The sequence below is a fragment of the Lysobacter sp. 2RAF19 genome (assembly GCF_052115395.1).
Classification (GTDB): Bacteria; Pseudomonadota; Gammaproteobacteria; order Xanthomonadales; family Xanthomonadaceae; genus Noviluteimonas.
Genome location: NZ_JBFRGO010000003.1, coordinates 113,776 through 133,188, shown reverse-complemented (window position 1 = coordinate 133,188; position 19,413 = coordinate 113,776). Strand labels below are relative to the sequence as shown.

20 protein-coding genes are annotated in these 19,413 nt (G+C 66.9%); 5 read left to right on the top strand and 15 right to left on the bottom strand.

All coding sequences use genetic code 11. The features are described from left to right. Positions 1-32 precede the first annotated feature (32 nt). Positions 33-695, bottom strand: coding sequence for a 23S rRNA (uridine(2552)-2'-O)-methyltransferase RlmE (gene rlmE, locus AB4059_RS12045; RefSeq protein ID WP_498979222.1), 663 nt, complete (start codon positions 693-695; stop codon positions 33-35). A gap of 67 nt (positions 696-762) precedes the next feature. Between rlmE and yhbY the strand changes: the two genes are divergently transcribed. After that, the gene (yhbY, locus tag AB4059_RS12040) at positions 763-1,074 is read left to right on the top strand and encodes a ribosome assembly RNA-binding protein YhbY (protein WP_498979221.1); all 312 of its coding nucleotides are present in this window, start codon (positions 763-765) and stop codon (positions 1,072-1,074) included. Between the two features lie 17 nt (positions 1,075-1,091). Beyond that, positions 1,092-1,466, top strand: coding sequence for an Mth938-like domain-containing protein (locus AB4059_RS12035; RefSeq protein ID WP_498979220.1), 375 nt, complete (start codon positions 1,092-1,094; stop codon positions 1,464-1,466). Between the two features lie 3 nt (positions 1,467-1,469). Here the strand turns inward: AB4059_RS12035 and AB4059_RS12030 are convergent, their stop codons facing one another. From AB4059_RS12030 to surE, 4 genes are read right to left on the bottom strand one after another with little or no spacing between them, the layout of a single operon-like run. Further along, complete coding sequence (locus tag AB4059_RS12030) at positions 1,470-2,240, bottom strand: peptidoglycan DD-metalloendopeptidase family protein (RefSeq protein WP_498979219.1); 771 nt, start codon at positions 2,238-2,240, stop codon at positions 1,470-1,472. Next, a complete protein-coding gene (locus AB4059_RS12025; RefSeq protein WP_498979218.1) occupies positions 2,237-2,851 on the bottom strand; it encodes a YqaA family protein in 615 nt (204 codons plus the stop codon). Before AB4059_RS12025 ends, AB4059_RS12030 begins: the two co-directional genes overlap by 4 nt. Positions 2,852-2,854: 3 nt before the next feature. Beyond that, the gene (locus AB4059_RS12020; protein ID WP_498979217.1) at positions 2,855-3,550 is read right to left on the bottom strand and encodes a protein-L-isoaspartate(D-aspartate) O-methyltransferase; all 696 of its coding nucleotides are present in this window, start codon (positions 3,548-3,550) and stop codon (positions 2,855-2,857) included. Next, positions 3,547-4,329, bottom strand: a complete 783-nt coding sequence (surE, locus tag AB4059_RS12015) for a 5'/3'-nucleotidase SurE (protein WP_498979216.1) — start codon at positions 4,327-4,329, stop codon at positions 3,547-3,549. The genes AB4059_RS12020 and surE overlap by 4 nt, the downstream gene beginning before the upstream one ends. 59 nt (positions 4,330-4,388) lie before the next feature. On the opposite strand from surE, the gene AB4059_RS12010 reads away from it, so the two are divergent. Continuing rightward, positions 4,389-4,946 carry a Smr/MutS family protein gene (locus AB4059_RS12010; RefSeq protein ID WP_498979215.1) on the top strand — a complete coding sequence of 186 codons (558 nt, stop codon included), beginning with the start codon at positions 4,389-4,391 and terminating at the stop codon, positions 4,944-4,946. Here AB4059_RS12010 and truD read toward each other — a convergent pair. Genes truD through pyrG form a run of 7 tightly spaced genes read right to left on the bottom strand, consistent with a single transcriptional unit; the run spans position 4,943 to position 11,313 of the window. Then, positions 4,943-5,947: a tRNA pseudouridine(13) synthase TruD gene (truD, locus tag AB4059_RS12005; RefSeq protein ID WP_498979213.1), complete on the bottom strand. Its 1,005-nt coding sequence runs from the start codon at positions 5,945-5,947 to the stop codon at positions 4,943-4,945. The genes AB4059_RS12010 and truD overlap by 4 nt on opposite strands. Positions 5,948-5,949: 2 nt before the next feature. Further along, positions 5,950-6,429, bottom strand: a complete 480-nt coding sequence (ispF, locus tag AB4059_RS12000; protein WP_498979212.1) for a 2-C-methyl-D-erythritol 2,4-cyclodiphosphate synthase — start codon at positions 6,427-6,429, stop codon at positions 5,950-5,952. Continuing rightward, a complete protein-coding gene (gene ispD / locus AB4059_RS11995; RefSeq protein ID WP_498979211.1) occupies positions 6,426-7,139 on the bottom strand; it encodes a 2-C-methyl-D-erythritol 4-phosphate cytidylyltransferase in 714 nt (237 codons plus the stop codon). The genes ispF and ispD overlap by 4 nt, the downstream gene beginning before the upstream one ends. After that, on the bottom strand, positions 7,136-7,504 hold the full coding sequence (ftsB, locus tag AB4059_RS11990; protein ID WP_498979209.1) for a cell division protein FtsB: 369 nt from the start codon (positions 7,502-7,504) through the stop codon (positions 7,136-7,138). Before ftsB ends, ispD begins: the two co-directional genes overlap by 4 nt. Before the next feature lie 7 nt (positions 7,505-7,511). Next, positions 7,512-8,795 (bottom strand): phosphopyruvate hydratase, encoded by a 1,284-nt coding sequence (gene eno, locus AB4059_RS11985; RefSeq protein ID WP_498979208.1) that lies wholly within the window; start codon positions 8,793-8,795, stop codon positions 7,512-7,514. After that, on the bottom strand, positions 8,795-9,631 hold the full coding sequence (gene kdsA, locus AB4059_RS11980) for a 3-deoxy-8-phosphooctulonate synthase (RefSeq protein WP_498979206.1): 837 nt from the start codon (positions 9,629-9,631) through the stop codon (positions 8,795-8,797). Before kdsA ends, eno begins: the two co-directional genes overlap by 1 nt. Then, a complete protein-coding gene (gene pyrG, locus AB4059_RS11975) occupies positions 9,628-11,313 on the bottom strand; it encodes a CTP synthase (RefSeq protein WP_498979204.1) in 1,686 nt (561 codons plus the stop codon). The genes kdsA and pyrG overlap by 4 nt, the downstream gene beginning before the upstream one ends. Positions 11,314-11,434: 121 nt before the next feature. Here pyrG and parE point away from each other — a divergent pair, with 121 nt between their 5' ends. Beyond that, on the top strand, positions 11,435-13,333 hold the full coding sequence (gene parE, locus AB4059_RS11970; protein ID WP_498979202.1) for a DNA topoisomerase IV subunit B: 1,899 nt from the start codon (positions 11,435-11,437) through the stop codon (positions 13,331-13,333). Positions 13,334-13,431: 98 nt separating this feature from the next. Next, positions 13,432-15,417: an alpha/beta hydrolase family protein gene (locus AB4059_RS11965; protein WP_498979201.1), complete on the top strand. Its 1,986-nt coding sequence runs from the start codon at positions 13,432-13,434 to the stop codon at positions 15,415-15,417. Positions 15,418-15,761: 344 nt separating this feature from the next. Here the strand turns inward: AB4059_RS11965 and hutG are convergent, their stop codons facing one another. The 3 genes from hutG to AB4059_RS11950 all read right to left on the bottom strand — a co-directional run bounded on the left by hutG (position 15,762) and on the right by AB4059_RS11950 (position 19,371). Then, complete coding sequence (gene hutG / locus AB4059_RS11960; RefSeq protein ID WP_498979199.1) at positions 15,762-16,544, bottom strand: N-formylglutamate deformylase; 783 nt, start codon at positions 16,542-16,544, stop codon at positions 15,762-15,764. 17 nt (positions 16,545-16,561) lie between these two features. Further along, positions 16,562-17,827 (bottom strand): NAD(P)/FAD-dependent oxidoreductase, encoded by a 1,266-nt coding sequence (locus AB4059_RS11955; RefSeq protein ID WP_498979198.1) that lies wholly within the window; start codon positions 17,825-17,827, stop codon positions 16,562-16,564. A gap of 74 nt (positions 17,828-17,901) precedes the next feature. Continuing rightward, positions 17,902-19,371 carry a DUF418 domain-containing protein gene (locus AB4059_RS11950; RefSeq protein WP_498979197.1) on the bottom strand — a complete coding sequence of 490 codons (1,470 nt, stop codon included), beginning with the start codon at positions 19,369-19,371 and terminating at the stop codon, positions 17,902-17,904. Positions 19,372-19,413: the final 42 nt, after the last annotated feature.

Below are 19,413 nucleotides of genomic sequence, written 5' to 3'. Positions count from 1 at the left end.
TGTACTCCGCGACGGCGTCGCGATCACATCATTCAGTTGGCCGGCGTTCCGGCCAGCTTGCCCTGCGCCAGGGCGTAAACCTCCGGCGACCGCTTGCGCGAAGCCTCCGGTTTGCGGATCGCCACCTTGGCATAACGCCGCCGCAGCTGCCGCACGTATTCATCGAACCCCACGCCCTGGAACAGCTTGATCAGGAACGTACCGCCGGGCTTGAGGTGGCCGTCGGCGAATTCCATCGCCAGCTCGGCCAGATGCATGCCCCGCGGTTGGTCCACCGCATCCACGCCACTTTTATTGGGGGCCATGTCGCTCAGCACAAGGTCGACGGGCTTCCCGCCCAGGGCCTGCTCCAGTGCCGATAACACGGCATCCTCCCTGAAATCGCCATGAAGGAACTCCACGCCGGCCAGGCCGGGCATCTCCAGAATGTCCAGCGCGATCACGCGGCCGCGGTCCTGGGTGCCGTTGTGCGACAGCCGGTCGAGCTCGGCGCGCACCCATTGCGACCAGCCGCCGGGCGCCGCGCCGAGGTCCACGACCACCATGCCCGGCTTGAGCAGGCGGTCGCGTTCGACCAGTTCCTCCAGCTTGTAGGCCGCGCGCGAGCGCAGGCCCTCGGCCTGGGCCTTCTTCACGAAGGGGTCGGAAAAATGTTCCTTCAACCAGCGCTGGCTGGACTTGCTGCGGGTGGCCATGCGCGGGGGGTCCTCTGGGTGGCCATGATACCCTGCCCCTCCCCCGTTCAGCCCCCGCGATTGTCCAATGCCGTCCGCAGTTCAGTTGACCAGCGCGCAGACCCGTTTCCTCCGTGGCCAGGCGCACGAGCTCAATGCCATGCTCCAGGTCGGGGGCAAGGGCATCACCGACGCCCTGGTGACCGAAGTCGTCAACGCCCTGGAGCAGCACGAGCTGATCAAGGTGAAGGTGGCCGCCGAAGACCGGGAAGCCCGCGACGCGATGATCCAGGACCTGGCGCAGCGCGCCGGCGCGGCACTGGTGCAGCGCATCGGCCACACCGCCGTCCTGTATCGCCCGAGCAAGGACAAGCGGCAGATCGTGCTGCCGCGCGGCTGACACCCGGTTCGCGCACCATGCAGCTGAACCTCGAACGCCCCGATTACACCTGGTACCTGCGCGGCGCCGATGGCCGCCACGCGCTGGTCAACGAACGCGAAATCATCGCCAGCTTCGTGATCGCCCCCGAGGCGCTGGTCGAAGACTGGCCGGTCACCGACGCCAAGGCGATGGAACCGGGCGATCTCGCACCGCTGTTCGCGTTGCAACCCGAATTGATCCTGCTGGGCACCGGCCCGCGCCAGGTGTTTCCCCCGGCGCTGGTGATGCACGCCTGCCTGTCGCAGGGCATCGGCCTGGAAGTGATGGACAACGCCGCGGTCGCGCGCACCTACAGCGTGTTGGCGGGCGAAGGGCGGCGGGTGGTCGCGGGGTTCATGTTCCCGCGTTGAGATTTACCGCTTCGGCAGATACGTCTGCGGATCCACCGGTTTGCCGTTGTAACGAATCTCGAAGTGCACCATCTCGCGCGCCGCGCCCGTGCGGCCCATTTCCGCGATCTGCTGCCCCGCCTTCACCAGTTGGCCTTCGTTGACCAGGCGCTTGCGGTTGTGCCCGTAGGCCGAGAGCCACGCGTCGTTGTGCTTGACGATGATCAGCTCGCCGTAACCGACCAGCCCTGCGCCCGAATACACGACGACGCCATCGCCTGCCGCGCGCACGGGGTCGCCGGCGTTGCCGGCGATGTCGATGCCCTGCTTGGTCGGTTCGCCTGCGACATAGCTGTTGAGGATCGTGCCGTTCGCCGGCCACGTCCACGCGATCGGACTCGCCACGGGCGCGGGCGGCGGCACGGGACGCGGTGCGGGCTGCGTGACGGGTTTCGGCGAAGTCGTTTGCGGCGACGTCGGGCGCGAAGGCGTCGTCGTGGCGACCGACGTCGACCCCTTCGGGAACAGGCGCAGATGCTGCCCCGGATAGATCGTGTAAGGCGCGCCGATGCCGTTCCATGCCGCGAGATCGCGCACGTCGATGCCGTTGCGGAACGCGATGCCGTACATCGTGTCGCCCTTGTTCACGACGACCGTCTTGCCCGGCTTGGGCGTCGAAACACGCGGCGCCGGCGACGCGGGCGCCTTCGTGCGATACACGGTGCTGCTGCCGCAGGCCGACAGCGCGAGTGCGCAGGCCGCAGCGATGCCGACTCGAAGGATCGAAGGATTCATCCGCCGCGCGCCTTCCACACCACGAAACCGACCACGGCCGCGAGCAACACCAGCGCGACCCAACCGATGGGCTCGATGTACTTGTGCAGGATGCGTTCGGCACGCTCGCCGCCCAGGCGGATGAGCAGCGCCAACAGGAACACGCGCTTGCCGCGGCCGACGAACATGCTCGCAAGGTAAGGCAGCATCGGCACGCCGACCACGCCCGAGGACCAGGTGAACACCTTCATCGGGATCGGCGAGAAACCGGCGAGCACGAGCATCCAGAACACCGCCCAAGGCGACTGGATCATCTTCGCCTGGATCAAGGCGATGCCCGACTCGATGCCGTGCAACATCCCGAGTGCGGCGAACATGGGCTTGAGCGCTTCGAACGCGTAATGCCCGAGGTAATAGCCGATCACCGCGCCGACCATCGAACCGGCCAGGCTCACGGCCGCGAACCAGAACCCGCGCCGCGGCGCCGCCACGCACATCGGCAGCAGCATCACCTCCGGCATGATCGGGAAGATGATCGCTTCGAAGAAACTCAACACGGCCAGCCATGTCGTCGCGCGCTTGTGGCGCGCGAGCGCGATCGTGCGTTCGTAGAGCGGTCCGAACAACTTCATGCGTCAGTCCACCATCCCTGGCAACAACGGCACGAACACGACGGGCGCGAGCTGCGCTTCGTCGACGATGCCGGCTTCATCCTTGCGCAGGCGGATCAGCGTTTGACCGCTGCTGCCGCCGACGGGGCACACGAGCGTGCCGCCCGGCGCGAGCTGCGAAGTGAGCGCATCGACCAGCGCAGGCGCGGCAGCGGTGACGATGATCGCGTCGAACGGCGCGAGTTCCGGCCAGCCGATGCGGCCGTCGTCGTGCTTGCTGCGGATGTTGAAGCCGAGCGAACGGAAGCGCTTGCGCGCGGTGCGCAGCAATTCGCCGATGCGTTCGACGGTGAAGACTTCCAGGCCCAGCGCGGCGAGGATCGCGGCCTGGTAGCCCGAACCGGTGCCGATCTCCAGCACCCGCATCGGCGGCGAACCGGCGGGGCGCGGCGCTTCGAGCAGCGTCTCCGTCATCTTCGCGACCACCCACGGCTGCGAAATCGTCTGCCCGTGGCCGATCGGCAGCGCGGTGTCTTCGTAGGCGCGCGTGGCGAGTGCTTCATCGACGAACAGATGGCGCGGCACCGCGCGGATCGCGTTGAGCACGCGGTCGTCGGAAATGCCGGTGGCCTGCAGGCGTTCGATCAGCCGATCGCGCACGCGCTGCGAGGTCATGCCCATGCCGATCGCTTCGGGTTGCAGGCGGATGCGCGCGGTCACTTGCGATCCTCCTGCAACGCGGCGGCCAAACCGCCGACCCAGCTCGCGACCTGTTCGAGCGCCTGGTAGCGCGTGAGGTCGACGTGGATCGGCGTGATGGAGATATGCCCGGTGCGCACGGCGTGGAAATCGGTGCCGGGGCCGGCGTCCTGTTCGGGGCCGGCCGCGCCGATCCACCACCACGTGCGGCCGCGCGGATCCTTTTGCGGCACGCATGGTTCGGCGCGATGGCGGTTGCCCAGGCGCGTGACTTCGAAACCGCGCACGTCTTCCCACGCGATGTCGGGCACGTTCACGTTGAGGATCGTGTCCGCCGGCAGCGGATCGACCTTCAGGCGCGCGATGATCTCCACCGCGGCGCGCGCGGCGGTCGCGTAATGGCGGCCGTCGTGGTCGGAGGATGCGAGCGACATCGCGACCGCCGGCAGGCCGAGGAAGCGGCCTTCCATCGCGGCGGCAACGGTGCCCGAATAGATGACGTCGTCGCCCATGTTCGCCGAGGTGTTGATGCCGGAGACGACCAGGTCGGGTTCTTCGTCGAGCATGCCGGTGATGGCCACGTGCACGCAGTCGGTCGGCGTGCCGTACACCTTGAAGCGACCGTCCTCCATCGCGACCACGCGCACGGGGCCGTCGAGGGTGAGGGAATTGCTGGCGCCGCTGCGGTCGCGATCGGGCGCGACCACGGTGACGGCATGCCCCGCATCGCGCAGCCCCTGGGCGAGGATCCGGATGCCGGGGGCGTCGACACCATCGTCGTTGCTGACCAATACGCGCAAAGCAGTTGTCCTTCCGGCGTCCACCGCATCATAGCCGATGACTGAAGTAGGCTTGCGGCATGGTCCGCAAGTCGCATCCCCCGCCGCCGCCAGAACCGGTCGACGACGCCGCGCTGTTCCGCGACGCAATCGGCCCGGTGCGCGAATTGCCCGCGCAACCCACCCCGCCCTCCAGGCCGCGCCCGCGCCCGGCCGCGCGCATGGCCGCGCGTGACGAAGCGCAGGCCTTGAGCGAATTCCGCCGCGCGATGTCCGCCGATGCGCTCGAAGCGGGCGATGCCCTGTCGTATCGGCGCGAATCGGTCCCGCCGCGCACCCTGCAGCGCTTGCGTCGCGGGGAATACGCGGCGCAGGAAGAACTGGACCTGCACTGGACCGACGCCAGACACGCCGAAGCGATGCTGCGCGAGTTCCTCGTGCATGCGCGGCAACATGGCCTGGGGTGCGTGAAGATCATCCACGGCAAAGGCCTGAACAGCGACAGCAAGACGCCGCCGCTGAAGAACCTCGTCGACCGGATGCTGCGCCATCGCGCGGAAGTGCTGGCCTTCGCCTCGGCACCGACGAACCAGGGCGGCACCGGCGCGGTGCTGGTGTTGCTGGCGCCGAAGCGTTAGCTGATCTCGCCGACCTGCCCCAACACCGTCGTCGCGTAACTGCCCGGCGGCAATTCGAAGGTCAGTTGCAGGGCATCGTGCGCCGGCCATTCCCAGGCCATCGTCTGCGGCCGAAGGCGCAACGCGCGACGTTCCTGTTTCAAACGCGCCCCTTCGAGCCCGGCACGCACGGCGCGTGATTCGGCATCATCCAACGCCGCTTCTTCCAGCGCACGCGCCGCACCCGTCGTGCGCAAGTCGCCCTCGCCCCACAACGGACCCGTGGGATGGATGTCGAAACTCGCCAAGCGCGCAGACAGCGCATCGTCGAATGGCTCGGGCCCGAACACACTGCGCGAACCCTCGAGCATCCAGACATCGCCGTCGATCCCGCGATCCCAGGTGTCCTCGCCCACGCGCCGCTCCAGCACGCGATTGAACAGCGCCGAGCGCGCGGCCGACAACAACAGCGTGCGTTGTTCCCGCTTCACGCGGCGGCCTTCGAACATCTGCAAGGCCTGCGCCACGTTGTCGCCTTCGCGGCCGAAGCGTTGTTCGCCGAAGAAATTCGGTACGCCACGTGCCTGGATCGCACGCAGGCGGTCTTCGATCGCGGCGTGTTCGCCCTGCACGTCGCGCAGCGTCAGCACGAAACGGTTTCCCGCCAGCGCACCACGCGGCAACTTGCGCGAATGCCAGGTCGAATGCAGCACCTGCATGTCGTCGGATTCGAGCGCGGCCAGGTCCGGCGCGACCTTCTTCGGCAAGTGCACGCTGAAACGCTGCGTGGTCACCGCGTGGCGATCCTTCAAGCCGGCGTAGCTCACGCCCATTTCGGCGATGCCGGCCCATTGCGCCAGGCGTTTGGCGGCGAAGGCCGTGTTCATGCCGCGCTTTTGGATCGTCAGCAGCAGGTGTTCGCCCGCACCGCTCGCTTCGAAGCCATCGAGTTCGTCGACGCGGAAATCCTCCGGCGTCGCGCGCATCCGCGCCCGCAGCACGGGCGCGCCGAAAGCATGCACGCTCACTCGCGCACGAGCAGGCACACCGCCTGCGCGGCGATGCCTTCCCCGCGGCCGGTGAAGCCGAGCGTCTCGGTGGTCGTGGCCTTGATCGAAATCGCATCGACCGCCACGCCGAGGTCGGCGGCGATCAGGCCGCGCATCGCGCCGGCATGCGGGCCGATGCGCGGGCGCTCGCAGATCACGGTGATATCGGCGTTGCCGAGCGACCAACGATGCTCGGCCAGCAACGCGCGGCAATGGCGAATGAACAGACGGCTGTCGGCGTCCTTCCAGCGCGCGTCGCTCGGCGGGAAGTGCTTGCCGATGTCGCCCAGCGCCATCGCGCCGAGCATCGCGTCGCACAGCGCGTGCAGCACGACGTCGCCGTCGGAATGCGCGATCACGCCGCGATCGTGCGGTACACGCACGCCGCCGAGCGTCAAATGATCGCCCGGGCCGAATGCGTGGACGTCGAACCCGCTGCCGATGCGGACGTTCATGGTGTGGCCCCGGGGATGCGACGTTCGCGCGCCAGGCGCAGGAGGAATTCGGCGAGCGGCAAATCCGCCGGCGTGGTGACTTTCAAATTGTCGTCGCTGCCTTCGACCAGCAACGGCCGATGGCCCTGGCGTTCCATCGCCATCGATTCGTCGGTGACCACCACGCCTGCGTTGCGCGCCGCTTCGAGCGCGCGCGTGAGTTGCAGGCGGCGGAACAACTGCGGCGTCAATGCACGCCACAGATGGTCGCGCGATTGTGTCGAATCGATGCCGCCGTCGTTGCCCGCGCGCTTGAGCGTGTCGCGCACGGGCGCGGCGAGGATCGCGCCGACCGGGTCGCCGCGGCCGAGATCGAGCAGGCGTTCGAGGTCCGACGCACGCAGGTGTGGGCGCGCGGCATCGTGCACGAGCACGAAATCATCGGGACGCACGTCGTCGGGCAATGCCGCAAGGCCCGCGAGGACCGAATCACAACGCTCCGCGCCACCGATGCAGGTGCGCACCGGCTTGCCGTCGATTTCCGTCCAGCCCGGCCACGACGCATCGTCTTCGGACAACACCACCATCGCGCCGCCGACCGACGGATGCGAGAGCACCGCGCTGATCGAATAGGCGATCAGCGGTACGCCCGCGATGTCGAGGTATTGCTTGGGAACTGCGCCACCGTAACGCGAGCCGCGCCCGGCGGCGGGCACGATGGCCCAGATCATTGCCCGCCCTCGTCTTGCTCGGGCGGATCGCCGACCGCCGGCGCAGCGGGTGCGCTCGTCGCCGCGGTCGGTTCCACCACGCGATAGAAGGTTTCGCCCGGCTTGATCATGCCCAGCTCGCTGCGCGCGCGCTCTTCCACCGCGGCCTCGCCCGATTTCAGATCCTCGACTTCCGCCGCGACCTCGCCGTTGCGCTGGCGAAGCCCCGTGTTGTCGCGCGCCTGGTGTTCGACCTGCGCCGACAGCGCCTGCACCTGGCCGGCGCCGCCCTGCCCGAACCACAGCTTGTACTGCAGCCACGCAAGCAACACCGACAGCAGCACGATGAGCGCCAGGATCACACGCGAGGTGCCGCCGACGCGCATCGCGGCCTCAGCGCCTCAGCGACACGAAGGCGTTGCGGCCCGCGTAGCGCGCCGCATTGCCGAGCTGCTCTTCGATGCGCAGCAACTGGTTGTACTTGGCCACGCGATCGGAGCGGCACAGCGAGCCGGTCTTGATCTGCGTCGCGGTGGTGGCCACCGCGATGTCGGCGATCGTCGTGTCCTCGGTTTCGCCCGAACGGTGCGAAACGATGGCCGCATAACGCGCCTTGTCGGCCATCGCGATGGCTTCCAGGGTTTCGGTCAGCGTGCCGATCTGGTTGACCTTGATCAGGATCGCGTTGGCCACGCCCTGTTCGATGCCGTCCTTGAAGATGCGCGGATTGGTGACGAACAGATCGTCGCCGACCAGCTGCACCTTTTCGCCCAGGCGCTGGGTGAGCTGCTTCCAGCCGGCCCAGTCGTGTTCGCCCATGCCGTCTTCGATCGTGATGATCGGGTACTGCGCGCACCAGCCGGCGAGGAAATCGACGAACTGCTCGGAGGTCAGGCGCTTGCCTTCGCCGGTGAGGTTGTACTTGCCGTTCTCGAAGAATTCGCTGGAGGCCACGTCCAGGCCGAGCAGCACGTCTTCTCCCGCGCGATAACCGGCCTTGCCGATCGCTTCGAGGATGGTTTCCAGTGCTTCCTCATTCGAACGCAGGTCCGGCGCGAAGCCACCTTCATCGCCGACGGCCGTGCTCAGGCCGCGGCCCTTCAGCACCGACTTGAGCGCGTGGAAGATCTCGGTGCCGGCGCGCAGCGATTCGGCGAAGGAATCGAAGCCGACGGGCAGCACCATGAATTCCTGCAGGTCGACGTTGTTGTCGGCATGCGCGCCACCGTTGACGATGTTCATCATCGGCACGGGGAGTTCGACGGCCGCGCCGTTGGAAAGCGACTGCCACAAGGGCATCTTGCGCGAGGCGGCAACTGCGTGCGCGTTCGCCATCGACACGCCGAGCAGCGCATTGGCGCCCAGGCGGCCCTTGTTCTCGGTGCCGTCCAGGTCGATCAGGCGGTGGTCGAGCGCGGCCTGGTCGCCGTCGAAGCCGTGCAGCGCGTTGGCGATCGCCGTGTTGACATTGGCGACGGCGGTCTTCACGCCCTTGCCGAGGTAGCGCGTCTTGTCGCCGTCGCGCAGCTCTACCGCTTCCTTGGTGCCGGTCGAGGCGCCCGAAGGCACCATCGCGCGGCCGAAACTGCCGTCGGCCAGCGTGACTTCCGCTTCGAGGGTGGGATTGCCGCGGCTGTCGAGGATTTCGCGCGCGTGGATCTTCGAGATGGTAGGCATCAGGTCAGTTGGTTTTCCAGGAATCCGTTTTTCTTCGTGATCCGGTCGAGCTCCATCAGCGTCTCGAGCAGCGCGCGCATCTTCGGCAGCGGCCACGCGTTGGGGCCGTCGCTGAGCGCCTTGTCCGGATCGGGGTGCGTTTCCATGAAGATGCCGGCGATGCCCACGGCCATCGCCGCGCGCGCGAGCACCGGCACGAATTCGCGCTGGCCGCCGCTCTTGCCGTCCGCGCCGCCGGGCAGCTGCACCGAATGGGTGGCGTCGAACACCACCGGGCAATTGGTATCGCGCATCACCGACAGCGAACGCATGTCGCTGACCAGGTTGTTGTAGCCGAAGCTGGCGCCGCGCTCGCAGACCATGATCTGCTCGTTGCCGGTTTCCTTCGCCTTGTTCGCCACGTGCTTCATTTCCCACGGCGAGAGGAACTGGCCCTTCTTGATGTTCACCGGCTTGCCGGCGCTGGCGACGTTGCGGATGAAATCGGTCTGGCGGCACAGGAAGGCCGGCGTCTGCAGCACGTCGACCACGCTCGCCACCTCGTTCATCGGCGTGTATTCGTGCACGTCGGTGAGCACCGGCAGGCCGAGCTGGCGCTTCACTTCGGCCAGCACCTTCAGGCCTTCTTCCAGGCCGGGGCCACGGAAACTCGTGCCCGAGGTGCGATTGGCCTTGTCGAAGCTGGACTTGAAGATGAAGGGAATGCCGAGTTCGCTGGTGATTTCCTTCAGCGTGCCCGCGGTGTCGAGCTGCAACTGCATCGATTCGATGACGCAGGGACCGGCGATGAGGAAGAACGGTTTGTCGATGCCGACCTCGAAATGCGCGAGCTTCATGCGCTCGCCTCCTTCAGCAGGCGGCCGCCGGCCTTGTGCTCGCGCGCGGCGCGCACGAAACCGACGAACAGCGGATGGCCATCGCGCGGCGTGGACAGGAATTCCGGGTGCGCCTGGCACGCCAGGAACCACGGATGCGTGGCCTGCGGGAGTTCGACCATCTCCACGAGCAGGTCGTCCATCGACTTCGCGCTGATGACCAGGCCGGCGTCTTCCAACTGCGTGCGATAGCGGTTGTTGAACTCGTAGCGATGGCGATGGCGTTCGCCGACGACGTCCTTGCCGTAGAGCTTGTGCGCGAGCGTGCCGGGTTTGACGCGCTGGTCCTGCAGGCCAAGGCGCATCGTGCCGCCCAGGTCGCTTTCTTCGCTGCGGCGTTCGACATCGCCCGTCGCCGTGCGCCATTCGGTGATCAGGCCGATCACCGGATGTTCGCTGCGCTTGTCGTTCTCGGTGGAATTGGCGTCGGCCAGGTTGAGCACGTGGCGCGCGTAATCGACCACCGCCGCCTGCATGCCGTAGCAGATGCCGAAATACGGGACCTGGTGTTCGCGCGCGTAACGCGCGGTCATCACCTTGCCTTCGAAACCGCGATCGCCGAAACCGCCGGGCACGAGGATGCCGTCGACGCCTTCCAGCGCCTTGGCGCCGTCCTTCTCGATCTCGGAGGATTCCATCCACTTCAGGCGCACGCGCGTGCGCTGGCGCAGGCCGCCGTGCTTGAGCGCCTCGGCGAGCGACTTGTACGCGTCCTGGTGGTCGACGTACTTGCCTACCACGGCGATGGTGACGTCATCGACCGGATGCTCGGCGGCATCGACGACGGCTTCCCATTCGGAGAGGTCGGCTTCGGCCTTCGCCTTGGCCGACAGGCCCAGGCGTTCGACCACGATCCGGTCCAGGCCCTGGGAATGCAGCCACATCGGGATCTTGTAGATGTTGTCCAGGTCGACGGCGGAGATGACCGCTTTCTCCGGCACGTTGGTGAACAGCGCGATCTTGCGGCGCTCGCCGTCGGGCAGCGGCTGCTCGCTGCGGCACAGCAGGATGTCGGGCTGGATGCCGATCGAGCGCAATTCCTTCACCGAGTGCTGCGTCGGCTTGGTCTTCAGCTCACCGGCCGCGGCGATGTAGGGCACCAGGGTGAGGTGCATGAACTGCGCCGCTTCGGGCCCGCGTTCGGTGCGGATCTGGCGGATGGCTTCGAGGAAGGGCAGCGACTCGATGTCGCCCACCGTGCCGCCGATCTCCACCAGGCCCACGTCGAAGCCGGCGGTGGCCTCGTCGATGCACCGCTTGATCTCGTCGGTGATGTGCGGGATGACCTGCACGGTGCCGCCCAGGTAGTCGCCGCGGCGCTCCTTGCGGATCACGTTCTCGTAGATGCGGCCGGTGGTCACCGAGTGGCGGCGCGACAGGCGCACGCGGATGAAGCGCTCGTAGTGGCCGAGGTCCAGGTCGGTTTCGGCGCCGTCGTCGGTGACGTACACCTCGCCGTGCTGGAACGGGCTCATCGTGCCCGGATCGACGTTGATGTAGGGGTCGAGCTTCATCATCGTCACGCGCAGACCGCGCGCTTCGAGGATGGCGGCCAGCGAGGCCGCGGCGATGCCCTTGCCGAGCGAGGACACCACGCCGCCGGTAACGAATACGAGCGGCGTCCTGGAAACTGGAGGCGTCATGGAAAAGGGGGCTTCCGGAAAGCCGTAGTCTACCGGTAGCGGGCCCCAGCCGCGACCCCGGCGTGGCGTGGGCCGTTCACGCTATCCTGCTTGCCGATCGTCCCCCGCAGACCCGCACGCGATGAATTCCCGCTACAACGCCGCCGACATCGAAGTCCTGTCCGGGCTCGATCCGGTCAAACGCCGCCCCGGCATGTACACCGACACGGCGCGCCCGAACCACCTTGCCCAGGAAGTGGTCGACAACGCCGTGGACGAAGCGCTGGCCGGCCACGCCGACGCGATCGAGGTCGTGCTGTACGCCGACGGCAGCGCCGAGGTGGCCGACAACGGCCGCGGCATGCCGGTGGACATCCACCCCGAGGAGAAGATCCCCGGCGTCGAACTGATCCTCACGCGCCTCCACGCGGGCGGCAAGTTCAGCAACAAGAACTACACCTTCTCCGGCGGCCTCCACGGGGTGGGCGTGAGCGTGGTCAACGCGCTGTCGAAGAAGGTCGAGGTCTTCATCAAGCGCGACGGCAACGAGTACCGGATGGCCTTCGCCGACGGCGACCGCACCTCGAAGCTGGAAGTCGTCGGCTCGGTCGGCAAGAAGAACACCGGCACGCGCCTGCGCTTCTGGCCCGACGCGAAGTATTTCGACACCAACAAATTCAACCTGCGCTCGCTCAAGCACCTGCTGCGCGCCAAGGCCGTGTTGTGCCCGGGCCTGTCCGTCAGCCTGTTCGACGAAGCCTCGGGCGAACGCGTGCAGTGGCTGTACGAGGATGGGCTGCGCGATTACCTGCGCGGTGAGCTCAATGCCGAAGGCCAGCGCGAGATCCTGCCGCCGGAGCTGTTCGTCGGCTCGCTGAAGAAAGACACCGAGGTCGTCGACTGGGCCGTGGCCTGGCTGCCCGAAGGCGAGCTCGTGCAGGAAAGCTACGTCAACCTGATTCCCACCGCGCAGCACGGCACGCACGTGAACGGCCTGCGCACCGGCTTCACCGACGCGCTCCGCGAGTTCTGCGATTTCCGCAACCTGCTGCCGCGCGGCGTGAAGCTCGCGCCGGAAGACGTGTGGGACCGCGTGGCCTTCGTGCTGTCGGTGAAGATGACCGACCCGCAGTTCAGCGGGCAGACCAAGGAACGCCTGTCCTCGCGCCAGGCCGCCGGTTTCGTCGAAGGCGCCGCGCACGATGCGTTCTCGCTCTGGCTGAACCAGCACACCGAGATGGGCACGCGCATCGCGCAACTGGCGATCGAACGCGCCAGTGCGCGCCTGAAGACCGAAAAGCAGATCGTCCGCAAGAAGGTCACGCAGGGCCCCGCCCTGCCCGGCAAGCTCGCCGACTGCATTTCGCAGGATCTGTCGCGCACCGAACTGTTCCTGGTCGAAGGCGATTCGGCCGGCGGCAGCGCGCGCCAGGCCCGCGACAAGGACTTCCAGGCGATCCTCCCGCTGCGCGGCAAGATCCTCAACACCTGGGAAGTGGCCTCCGGCAGCGTGCTGGCCTCCACCGAAGTCCACGACCTCGCCGTGGCCATCGGTTGCGACCCGGGCAAGGACGACATCAGCGGCCTGCGCTACGGCAAGGTCATCATCCTGGCCGACGCCGACTCCGACGGCCTGCACATCGCCACGCTGCTCACCGCGCTGTTCCTCAAGCACTTCCCGTCGCTGGTCGGCGCCGGGCACGTGTTCGTCGCGATGCCGCCGCTGTTCCGCGTCGACGTGGGCAAGCAGGTCTTCTACGCGCTGGACGAAGAGGAAAAGCGCCTGCTGCTGGAGCGCATCGAACGCGAGAAGCTCAAGGGCGCGGTGCACGTCACCCGCTTCAAGGGCCTGGGCGAAATGAACCCGCAGCAGTTGCGCGAATCCACGATCCACCCCGACACGCGCCGCCTGGTGCAGCTCACCGTCGACGACGACGGGGAGACGCGCTCGCTCATGGACATGCTGCTGGCGAAAAAACGTGCGGGCGATCGCAAGACCTGGCTCGAACTCAAGGGCGACCTGGCCACCCTGGAAGTCTGATCCGCTACCGGAAGCGCACGTGCCCGGCATGGCCTGCGGCGCCGGGCTTCGGTAACCTGCGCAGGCCTCGGGGAGAGGCTCAAGCACAGGAAGTCGCAATGCAACGCACCACACTCGCGCGCTGGTTCGGCGCGCTCGCGCTCGTCGCCGCACCGGCGATGGCCCAACAGATTTCGGTCGAGGATTTCGCCAAGTACCCGGAGATCGACGAAGTCGCGCTCTCGCCAACCGGCGAATACCTCGCCTTCGCCCTGCCCTCGGCCGACGGCAAGGAAACCAACCTGCAGGTCGTGCGGCTGTCGGACAACTCGACGGTCAAGGTCCTGCGCTTCGGCCAGAATTCGCACGTGATGGACGTGACCTGGACCGACGACGACCAGATCACGGTGCAGCGCGCCAAGCGTTTCCCGCTCCAGCAGTTCAAGAGCAACCTCGGCGAGCTGATGTCCACGAACATCACCGGCGACAAGCAGCGCACGTTGTTCGCCTTCATTCCCGACGACGGCGCGCGCACCGGCCGCAACAAGGACATGGGCTGGGCGTTCATGTCCGGCCCGCTCGACAAGGAACCGGGCAAGGCGCTGGTGAAGTTCTACTGCTGGCCCTCGCAGTGCGGCGAAGACGGCGACACGGTGGTGTTCAAGGTCGACACCCGCACCGGCGAGCGCCACGAAGTGGAGCGCATCAAGGACGGCGACGTCGACAGCTCGCTGGTCTACGACCACGACGGCATCGCCCGCGTGGCCTTCTCCGAGGCCAAGGACGGCACGCCGCGGATGTCCTACCGCCCGACGCCCACCTCGGCGTGGACGCCCCTGCCCAAGTCGATCGCCGGCTATTCGATCGAGGAAGGCTACATCGCCGAAGACAACAACACGTTCTACGCGGCGATCTCCGACGCGCAGGAAGCGACCACGTTGTACAAGGTGGACCTCGCTGCCGGCACGCGCACGAAGATCATCAACCGCGACGGCGTGAATGTCGGCGGCATCATGGTCGGCGGCCGCAAGGGCGTGCCCTTCGGCGTGACGTTCGAAGCGCCGGGTCCGGCCGTGCAGTACTTCGACCCCAACAGCGAGTGGGCGAAGTTGCACGCCGGCCTGATGCAGAGGTTCAAGGGCCAGATGGTCCACTTCCTGCAGTTCACGCGCGACGACCAGAAGGTGTTGTTCTCCGCGCTCAGCGATCGCGTGCCAGGCAACTACTACCTGCTGGATCGTGCGAACAACAACAAGATCGTGCAGATCGGTTCGCGCATGCCGTGGTTCGACGGCAAGCAGGTCGCGTCGATGAAGCCGATCGAATTCACCACGCGCGATGGCGCCAAGCTCTACGGCTACTACACCGCACCCGTGGGGGCCGCTCCGGGCCCGCAGGCGCTGGTGGTGATGCCGCATGGCGGCCCGTACGGCCCGGCCGACGAGTGGGAATGGAACGCCGACGTGCAATTCCTGGCCAGCCGTGGTTACGGCGTGCTCCAGGTGAACTACCGTGGTTCCGGCGGGCGCGGCACGAGCTTCTCGAACCAGGCCTTCAAGCAGTGGGGCGTGATGATCCAGAACGACATCACCGACGGCGTGAAGTACGCGATCGACCAGAAGTTGGCCGATCCCAACCGCATCTGCATGTACGGTGCTTCGTTCGGCGGTTACTCGGCGATGATGCAGCCGATCCTCAATCCCGGCATGTACAAGTGCGCCATCGGTTATGTCGGGGTGTACGACTTGCCGTTGCTGAGCAAGAGCAAGGAAGCCGATTCGGAGGAGATCGAGCGCTGGTATGCGCGTTCGCTCGGCACCGACATGGCGGCGCTGGCCACGCAGTCGCCGGCCAAGCGCGCGGGGGAGATCAAGGTGCCGGTGATGTTGGTGCACGGCAAGTCCGACGACAATGTCGGCATGAATCAGTTCCGTGTGATGGAGGGTGCGCTCAAGGACATCGGGCAGTCGCCGGAGGTCATGTTGGGGAGCGGCGAGGGCCACGGTTTCTCCAATCCGCAGAATATCGCGGAGCTGTATCGCCGCATGGAAACGTTCCTGGACAAGTACATCGGGCCGAATGCGAAGGTCGCTACTTCGCCGTAACGGTTGCGGACGCGAGACAAAGACAAGGGCGGCCTTCGGGTCGCCCTTTTTGTTGGCTGCTCGGAACAGCAAGAGCGCGACCTTCGTCATTGACGCGCCGCCCGAACGTCGTGGGTTCCAAATTTTTTTGGGAAAAAAATTTGAAACCCACAACGCTGGGGCATCAACTTTCGTGCGTTGGCTCTCGATCGGGGGATTCGCTCGAGCATTCGTTCTGCCGGTGCGAAGCGCGCTTCGCACTGCCCCGATTGTTGTCGAAGAGGCCGCCATCTCAGGTCAGGTGAAGCGTCGCCGCGTGGCGAGGCGTCGGTCAGAAGTGACGTCCTCGAAGAGCGTTCGCGCTGCTATCCGATCGCCGCTTCCAGCAGTTTTCGGATCACGGCCTGCGCGCGCGCCGCGCGCACCGGCGCGTAGTCGAACGTGTCTTCGTCCATGTACAGGCGCTGGCTCATTTCCAGTTGCACGGCGTCGATGCCCTGCGTGGGCGCGGCGTAGTGGCGGGTGATGTAGCCGCCCTTGAAGCGTCCGTTGGCGACCCAGTCGAATTCGGTCTGTGCGGCGAGGACGCCTTCGAGCTTGCCCTGCAGCGTCGGTGAACAGCTCGCGCCGCCCGAGGTGCCCAGGTTGAGGTCCGGCAGTCGTCCTTCGAACAGGAACGGCAAGGCGCTGCCTTTGATGGTGTGGCCTTCCCACAGCACAACGCGGCCGTGCGTTTCATGCAGGCGGCGCAGTTCGCCTTGCAGGGCTTCGTGGTACGGGCGCCAATAGGTGTCGACGCGTTGGGCGACTTCGTTTTCGTCGGGTGCCTGACCTTCGAGGTAGACCGGATCGCCGGTGAATTGCACGGCCGGGCACAGGCCGGTCGTGTTCTGGCCCGGATACAGGGACACGTCGTCGGGCGGGCGGTTGAGGTCGACGACGTAACGCGAGTATCGCGGCCGCAGGATCGAAGCACCGAGTGCGTGCGCGACTTCGTACAGGCGCGCGACGTGCCAATCGGTGTCGGGTGCGATGCGCGCGCGTTCGACCATGCGTTGCGCGAGCGCGGGGGGAATTTCGCTGCCATCGTGCGGCAGGCTGACCAACAGCGGCGCGGTGCCGCGATGCAGCGCGAAGATCGTGTCCATGGCGCCGGAGTTTAGGCCTATGCGAAGCGCGAGGGCGCGTACGGCGCCGGATCGATCGCAGGCGCACGGCCGGTGACCAGGTCCGCGATGAGTTGCCCGGTGCCCGTGCTCATGCCGATGCCCATCATGCCGTGGCCCGTCGCGAGCCAGATGCCGTCGCGGCGCGGCACCGGGCCGATGATCGGGATGTCGTCGCAGGTCATCGGGCGCCAGCCGAACCAGCGCTCGCGCACGACCGGGCCGACGGGTTCGTGCAGGTATTCGGCGGCGCCGCGTTCGAGCGCCGACAGGCGGCGGTCGTTGAGTGTGTCGTCGAAGCCGGAGAACTCCATCGTGCTGCCGAGGCGGTAGCCGCTGGGCCACGCGGTCACGCAGACCTGGCGTTCGCGCAAGACCAATGGATGCTTCGGAACGCGCGCGGGCGGATCGTAGGTGATCGAATAGCCCTTGCCCGGTTGCATCGCGCCGCGCAGGCCGGACAGGCCGATCGCATCGGCCAGGCGCGGCGTCCATGCACCGAGCGCGCACACGATCTCGCGCGCGCGATAGGTGCCGGCCGATGTGCGCACGCGCCAGGCATCGCCGTCGCGTTCGATGGTTTGCAACGCGCAGCCTTCGACGATCTCGCCGCCCTTGGCGCGGAAGGCGCGCGCGAGTTCGTCGACATAACGATCGGGGCGCAGCGCGGCATCGCCCGCGAAACGGATCACGCCGGCGACGCCGGGTTTCAACGCCGGTTCGAGTGCTTCGTAGTCGGGGCCGTCGAACACGTCGACCTGCACGCCCAAGTCGCGCAGCAAGGGCGCTTCGCCGTAGTCGTGCGCCATGCGGTGCGCATCGCGGAACACGTAATCCTCGCCGGATTCGACGAATTCGCATTCGAGCGACAAATCGCGGATCCATTCGCCCAGGCGCACGCGGGAATCGTTGAGCAATGCGCCCTTCGCGCGTGCGCTGTGTTCGAAATCGCGCACGTTGCAGCGCGCGGCGAAGCGCAGCAACCAACGCCACAACACCGGATCCACGCGCGGGCGGATGTACAGCGGTGCGTCGGGCTGCAACATCATGCGCAGCGCGGTCTGGATCATGCCCGGCTGCGCGAGCGGGCCGGCGTGGCTCGGCGTGATCGTGCCGCAGTTGCCATGCGATGCGCCCGCGCCGATGTGCGTGGCTTCGATCAGGCGGACACTGCGGCCCGCGTCCAGCAGCGCGATCGCGCACGCAAGACCGACGGCGCCGCCGCCGGCTACCAGGATGTCGTCGTCCCGAGTCGTCCCCTGCATCGTGTCGCGTGATCCCTTGCCGCGGGCCTTCCAAGGCCTGACAGCATGCCACGCGACGCGCCGAACGTCTTGCCTCAGGCGGGCGCGAGGCGCTCCTGGCGCATCGACGGCGCGCGCAGGTAGGTGATCGCGCGCCACGTCCATTCCAGCGGGCCGTAGCGGAAGCGCTTGAGCCACAGGTTCGCCAGCACGAGCAACACCGCGAACACCGCCACGCACCAGAGCAACTGCCACGCGCGGCCCATGCCGTAGTGGCCCAGGCCATACCCGTAGAAAAACAGCGTGCCGACCACGGACATCGAGATGTAAACGCTAAGCGCCATGCGCCCGGCCTGCGCGAAGGGCGCCACGAACCCGCGCAAGCGCGGCGAATGGAACATCAGCACGATCGCCGCGACGTACCCGAGGCACGCAGGCAGCGAGGCGATGAGCATCAGGCCCTGCGAGAAGGTGAACAAGGCATCGTTGATGCCGCGCACGTGCGTGGAGGCGATCGCCGCGCCGACGATCGACAGGCCGATGCCGAACGGAATGCCGAACAAGGCCATCTTCCGGTAGAAGTCCAGGTACGCGGCCGGTTGCGTCATCAGGCCCGATCGGATGAACCACGCGCCGATCAGGAACATGCCCAGCACGAAGGTCAGCGAGAAGGGAATGTGGCTGACCGCGTCCTGCGGCCATTCGCGCAGGCGGAACGCGACGTTGTCCGCGTACGTACCGCTCGCGTTGAGGCGACGCTCGGTCGCGACCTTGTCGTCGTGTTCCTTGTAGGCCTTCGCGCGCTCGTCGAGCGATTTCTTCAGCTCGGCGCGTTCTTCCGGTGTCTTCGCATCGACCAACGCGGCGCGGTCGCGTTGCGCTTGCGTGGTCTGCGGCGTCGCCAGGCCGCCGATCAACAACCCGACACACGGCAGCAGGAACAACACCAAGCCCGCATTGCGCAGCCCGTTCGCCGGCCATTTGCCGATCGCGCAGGCGATCACGCCGAGGACGAGTACCGGCCCACCCAACGCGAGCGACGGCGCCCAGATCTTTTGTTCGTGCCCGAGGAAATACGCGGCGCCCGACACCGCCGCGACACCGAATGCAATCCCCGCGACCCACAGCAACACCTTGGGCCTGGCGTGGAAGACGATCAGCAGGAAGGCCGCGGCCATCGCGTAATCGAAGAGGATGTCGCCGTTCCAGAGGAACACGCAATGCAGGAAACCGAACAGCGCCAGGGCGAGCGTGCGGCGCACGTAAGGCGCCAGGAACGGCCGCCCCGCGGCCTGCGCGCGGCCGAGCATCACCGCGAAGCCCATGCCGAACAGCAGCGAGAACATCGTCCAGAACTTGCTGCGGATGAACACGTGGACGAACCACCCGGCCCAGAAATCGATGCCGGTGATTCCGCCCGGCAGGCCGATGTCGAGCTGGCTGATGGGCCGGTTGAAGAACTCGACGTTCATCAGGAGGATGCCGAACAGCGCGACGCCGCGGATGACGTCGAGCGTCGTGATGCGGTCGTTCGTGCCGATCGGCGTGAAGCGTGTTTCGGTCATGGTGCCCTCCGGGTGGCGCGATTACGCCACGCGGAGGGCCCG

Excerpts from the sequence above, each read along its gene's own strand:
- rlmE (WP_498979222.1), bottom strand. The coding sequence starts at position 695 with ATGGCCACCCGCAGCAAGTCCAGCCAGCGCTGGTTGAAGGAACATTTT.
- yhbY (WP_498979221.1), top strand. The coding sequence starts at position 763 with ATGCCGTCCGCAGTTCAGTTGACCAGCGCGCAGACCCGTTTCCTCCGT.
- AB4059_RS12035 (WP_498979220.1), top strand. The coding sequence starts at position 1,092 with ATGCAGCTGAACCTCGAACGCCCCGATTACACCTGGTACCTGCGCGGC.
- AB4059_RS12030 (WP_498979219.1), bottom strand. The coding sequence starts at position 2,240 with ATGAATCCTTCGATCCTTCGAGTCGGCATCGCTGCGGCCTGCGCACTC.
- AB4059_RS12025 (WP_498979218.1), bottom strand. The coding sequence starts at position 2,851 with ATGAAGTTGTTCGGACCGCTCTACGAACGCACGATCGCGCTCGCGCGC.
- AB4059_RS12010 (WP_498979215.1), top strand. The coding sequence starts at position 4,389 with ATGGTCCGCAAGTCGCATCCCCCGCCGCCGCCAGAACCGGTCGACGAC.
- ispF (WP_498979212.1), bottom strand. The coding sequence starts at position 6,429 with ATGAACGTCCGCATCGGCAGCGGGTTCGACGTCCACGCATTCGGCCCG.
- ispD (WP_498979211.1), bottom strand. The coding sequence starts at position 7,139 with ATGATCTGGGCCATCGTGCCCGCCGCCGGGCGCGGCTCGCGTTACGGT.
- ftsB (WP_498979209.1), bottom strand. The coding sequence starts at position 7,504 with ATGCGCGTCGGCGGCACCTCGCGTGTGATCCTGGCGCTCATCGTGCTG.
- eno (WP_498979208.1), bottom strand. The coding sequence starts at position 8,795 with ATGCCTACCATCTCGAAGATCCACGCGCGCGAAATCCTCGACAGCCGC.
- kdsA (WP_498979206.1), bottom strand. The coding sequence starts at position 9,631 with ATGAAGCTCGCGCATTTCGAGGTCGGCATCGACAAACCGTTCTTCCTC.
- pyrG (WP_498979204.1), bottom strand. The coding sequence starts at position 11,313 with ATGACGCCTCCAGTTTCCAGGACGCCGCTCGTATTCGTTACCGGCGGC.
- parE (WP_498979202.1), top strand. The coding sequence starts at position 11,435 with ATGAATTCCCGCTACAACGCCGCCGACATCGAAGTCCTGTCCGGGCTC.
- AB4059_RS11965 (WP_498979201.1), top strand. The coding sequence starts at position 13,432 with ATGCAACGCACCACACTCGCGCGCTGGTTCGGCGCGCTCGCGCTCGTC.
- hutG (WP_498979199.1), bottom strand. The coding sequence starts at position 16,544 with ATGGACACGATCTTCGCGCTGCATCGCGGCACCGCGCCGCTGTTGGTC.
- AB4059_RS11955 (WP_498979198.1), bottom strand. The coding sequence starts at position 17,827 with ATGCAGGGGACGACTCGGGACGACGACATCCTGGTAGCCGGCGGCGGC.
- AB4059_RS11950 (WP_498979197.1), bottom strand. The coding sequence starts at position 19,371 with ATGACCGAAACACGCTTCACGCCGATCGGCACGAACGACCGCATCACG.